The organism is Pedobacter sp. 05L430, assembly GCF_056397585.1.
In genome coordinates, this window is sequence record NZ_JBFTNT010000334.1 from 1 (window position 1) to 4,321 (window position 4,321).

Genomic DNA, 4,321 nt, shown 5'->3' on the forward strand with positions numbered 1-4,321 from the left:
CCCCAAATCCTGATAGGTGGATAATCTTTTACAACATCTTTCTGAGCACTTTTTAATGCTGAATAAGCTACTGTAATAGACAAAGATAGCGTTGGCATGTAAAAGAACATGTTTACTAATATAACCCAGAAAAAGGTAGTGGGATTGTCTACAAGAGGCAAAGAGAAAAGGCTAACTGCTCCAAGGATGTGTAAAATTCCGTATAGTTTCTCTGCATTAATAAAACGATCGGAAATGATACCCATAAGAGCGGGCATAAAAATAGCCGAAATACCCATGGTAGAGAAGATTGCTCCAAACTCTGAGCCAGACCATCTTTTATTTTGAAACCAATAAACTCCGATAGTAATGAGCCAGGAACCCCATATAAAGAATTGTAAAAAATTCATTAGAGTTAAGCGAAACTTAACATTCATAAATAATAGTTTAGTTGGTTTTTTAAAGTAATGGCTGAATATAGAACTATTTTAAAATTGTTAAGCTGAATTTCTTTTATTTATTTCATCACGAATTCTGGCAGCCTTCTCATAAGCTTCTTCAGTAATCGCATCCTGAAGTTTTTGCTGGAGTTCTTCCATACTCAAAGCTTTGTAGTTAGTGCCTGGAATTGAAGTGCTGATATCTTCTGAGCCCTGTTCTTTTGGAATGCTATCTATATTTTCAAGAAATAGGAAATCATTTCCCTCAATTACAATTCCTGCTGAAGATAAAATGAATTCATAGGTATAGATAGCGGCATTAAAACGAACAGCCAAAGCTATCGCGTCTGAAGTCCGGGCATCTATTTCATGAGTGGTTTCACCATCGGTACAGATCAATTTTGCAAAAAAGACACCTTCTACCAAGTTATAAATCAAAACTTCCTGTATTTCAATGTTATAAGTTTGGGCAAATGTTTTGAACAGGTCATGAGTTAATGGCCTGCTTGGCGTCATTTTTTCAATTTCTATGGCAATAGCCTGTGCCTCAAAGGCGCCAATAATTATAGGCAAACGTCTTCTTCCGTTTACTTCGCCAAGAACCAGGGCATATGCTCCTGATTGGGTTTGGCTATAGGATAAACCAACAATATCGAGTTTTACTTTTTTCATATTAAATAATATCCGGCAAATGCAGATTGCCCTTGCCGGATATTTAATTAACCTTTATGTGCTTTTAATGCTTCTATTAATTTTGGGACAACTTCAAATGCGTCGCCAACAATTCCGTAGTCGGCTACTTTAAAGAAAGGTGCCTCAGGGTCTTTGTTAATTACAACAATAACTTTAGATGAACTAACACCGGCCAAATGCTGTATTGCACCTGAAATACCTATTGCAATATATAAGTTCGGACTGATGGCGATACCTGTCTGACCAACGTGTTCAGAGTGAGGTCTCCAGTCAGCATCAGAAACCGGTTTAGAACAAGCAGTTGCTGCACCAAGAAGATCAGCTAGTTCTTCAATCATACCCCAGTTTTCAGGACCTTTTAACCCTCTTCCCGCCGATACAACAAGTTCTGCATCAGGTAAGGAAACCTTATTGGTTGCTCTTACTATTTCTTTAACGATAGCAGTAAGATCAGTTGCTTTAACTTCCGGATTAAATGCCTCAACGGCTGCATCAACTGCTGATTCTTTAACGCCAAACGCATTTGGATTTAAAGCTATAATTTTAACCGCTGAAGTTAATTCTGTAATTGCAAAAGCTTTACCTGAGAAAGCAGTCTTTTTTACAAGAAACTTACCACCGTCTAATTGAGGTAGTTCTACAGCCCCATCTACTAATCCGGCTTTAAGTTTAACAGCCACACGAGGAGCCAGGCCTTTTCCTGAGAAAGAGTTTGACAACACAACTACGTCTGCATTTTCTTTTTTTGCTGCTTCAGCAATAATTGAGGCATATGCCTGATTTACGAAATTCTTGAGCTGATCATTAGAAACATTTAAAACTTTAGAAGCTCCGTATTTACCTAATGCTTTAAGTTCACTTTCATCAACATTACCAATAGATATAGCGGTTAAACCGCCACCTTGTTTATCTGCAATGGCTTTTGCATAAGATACTGCCTCGAAAACAGATTTCTTAAATTTGCCATCTACTTGTTCTACATATACTAAAACTGACATACGATCTTTATTAAATAATTTTTAAACTCTGAAATAGAACTTCAGTTAGATAACTTTAGCCTCCTGATGTAATAAGTCGATTAATTTAGCGGTCTCTTCAGCAGGAACCAGCTTAACTGCACCACGTGGAGGAGGGGTTTCAAATTGCTGCACTTTAGCAACCTGCTCAATTTCTTTAGCTTCAACAACTACAAGAGGTTTAGTTCTAGCAGACATAATTCCTCTCATGTTAGGTATTTTAGGTTCTGCAGTTCCTTCTGCACAACTTGCAATAAACCTGCCAGTTACAGAAACAACTTCTTTACCACCTTCAATTTCGCGGTCAATTGTTGCAGTTGTTCCATCGTAATCTAATTTTTTAATGATAGAGATAGACGGGATGTCAAGGAATTCGCCAATCATTGCAGCAACCTGAGACCCATTATAGTCTATAGATTCGCGACCGCAAAGGATCATATCAAATTCAGTAGTTTTAGCGTATTCTGCTATCTGATAAGCTGTAAAATAAGCGTCTCTCGGAGTAGCGTTAATTCTGACTGCGTCATCAGCGCCAATAGCAAGTGCTTTTCTTATGGTCGGTTCTGTCTGGCTTTCTCCAACATTTATTACGGTTACCGTTCCTTTACCACCCTCACAAAGTTCAATAGCTCTTGATAAGGCAATCTCATCATAAGGGTTAACAATAAATTGTACACCTGCGGTATTGAATTGTGTATTATCGTTAGTAAAAGTTATTTTTGTTGTTGTGTCGGGCACATTACTGATACAAACTAATATTTTCATATGTATAAATTTGTTTTAAAGGTAATGAAGCTGTTTTAGCTTAAATTGTCTTTTTGCAAATCTAATTAAAAAAGCAGGGATTAAAAATGCAAAGTACCCGATTAACCAAACTATTAAACTTTTTAGAGAGCGAACCTAATGATCCTTTCGTTTTGTATGCCCTTGCAACAGAATATAATTCAGCAAATGACTTTGAAAAAGCATTTGAATACTATCTGAAACTAGTTGCTGAGCATCCTGATTATGTTGGGACTTATTATCATCTTGGAAAGTTGTATGAAAAAACGGGGAAAACTGAAGAGGGAATAAAAATATATCAAAAGGTATGCTTGCAGCCAAAAATAAAAGGGATATGCATGCTTTTTCTGAGTTACAAGGCGCGTATAATTCTGCAGCAGGTTTAGATTATGAAGATGATTAATTACTAACAGATTGAGCAGTAAGAAGCAACTTTTGTTTATCAGAAATGTGATGCTGTTCACGTTTACTGCTTTTGGGGGTGCGCAAGCGCATCTGGCTTTATTGCTTAAGTATTTTGTAAAGGATGCCAAATACATCACAGAAGAAGAATTGCTGGAGCTGAATGCCTTGGCGCAGGTATTGCCAGGACCCGCATCAACTCAAACGCTTGTTGGCATTGCATATAAAGTAGGAGGGTTAAAACTTTCTTTAATAACATTTTTAATCTGGATTTTTCCCTCTGCTGCTGTTATGACTTTTGCAGCCATTAGCTATGCAAAGGTTGATCACAAAGAAAAGTTTGTAGAGATATTGGAATATATACAACCGATAGCTTTGGGTATTGTTGCTTTTGGGGCATATAATCTTTCAAGAAGGGTGCTGGTTTCGCAGTTGTCTGTATTTCTGGCTATTTCAGCTATAATTTCTACCCTTGTATTGAGGAATGCCTATGTATTTCCTATTGCAATTTTAATAGGAGGTATGATTTCATCTGCTTTAGATGCTCCAAAAGAGGAAAGTGAGATTCGAGTAAAGCTATTCTCAAATATAAATCCCAAAAAACTGATCTATTTTGTAGGGGTATTATTATTTCTGGCCTTATTAGGGGCCATTATTAACCGTACTTCGCCTTTTAGCTTGCCTATCAGGTTGTTCGAGAACTTTTACCGCAATGGTATCTTTATTTTTGGTGGTGGACAAGTGCTGGTCCCACTTATGTTTACTGAATTTGTGCAAATGAAGCATTACCTTCATTCTTCAGGGTTTCTATCTGGCTTTGCATTGCAACAAGCCTTACCGGGTCCTACATTCTCATTTACAAGCTATGTTGGCGCACTAAGTATGAGAAACTTTGGTTATGGAGTAACTGGCCAGATAACGGGAGGGATAGTAGCCGTTTTAGGTATCAATTTGCCTGGATTGATTTTGGTGTTATTTATTGTTCCCTTTTGGGAAGATCTTAAAAAG

Annotated in this window: 5 protein-coding genes and 1 pseudogene; 2 read left to right on the plus strand and 4 right to left on the minus strand. The window is 37.4% G+C overall.

What is annotated here, in order from left to right:
• The 4 genes and pseudogenes from AC1DG9_RS24005 to AC1DG9_RS24020 all read right to left on the minus strand — a co-directional run.
• Positions 1 to 416, minus strand: a pseudogene (locus tag AC1DG9_RS24005) (MFS transporter); the annotation flags it as partial.
• A gap of 60 nt (positions 417 to 476) precedes the next feature.
• Positions 477 to 1,091 (minus strand): bifunctional nuclease family protein, encoded by a 615-nt coding sequence (locus AC1DG9_RS24010; protein WP_172663186.1) that lies wholly within the window; start codon positions 1,089 to 1,091, stop codon positions 477 to 479.
• A 47-nt stretch (positions 1,092 to 1,138) separates the two neighbouring features.
• Positions 1,139 to 2,110 carry an electron transfer flavoprotein subunit alpha/FixB family protein gene (locus AC1DG9_RS24015; protein ID WP_172663185.1) on the minus strand — a complete coding sequence of 324 codons (972 nt, stop codon included), beginning with the start codon at positions 2,108 to 2,110 and terminating at the stop codon, positions 1,139 to 1,141.
• Between the two features lie 45 nt (positions 2,111 to 2,155).
• The gene (locus tag AC1DG9_RS24020) at positions 2,156 to 2,893 is read right to left on the minus strand and encodes an electron transfer flavoprotein subunit beta/FixA family protein (protein WP_288883323.1); all 738 of its coding nucleotides are present in this window, start codon (positions 2,891 to 2,893) and stop codon (positions 2,156 to 2,158) included.
• 86 nt (positions 2,894 to 2,979) lie between these two features.
• On the opposite strand from AC1DG9_RS24020, the gene AC1DG9_RS24025 reads away from it, so the two are divergent.
• Complete coding sequence (locus AC1DG9_RS24025; protein WP_477635378.1) at positions 2,980 to 3,297, plus strand: tetratricopeptide repeat protein; 318 nt, start codon at positions 2,980 to 2,982, stop codon at positions 3,295 to 3,297.
• Positions 3,298 to 3,364: 67 nt separating this feature from the next.
• The coding region (locus AC1DG9_RS24030) for a chromate transporter (protein ID WP_477635379.1) at positions 3,365 to 4,321 on the plus strand (957 nt) is incomplete at its 3' end.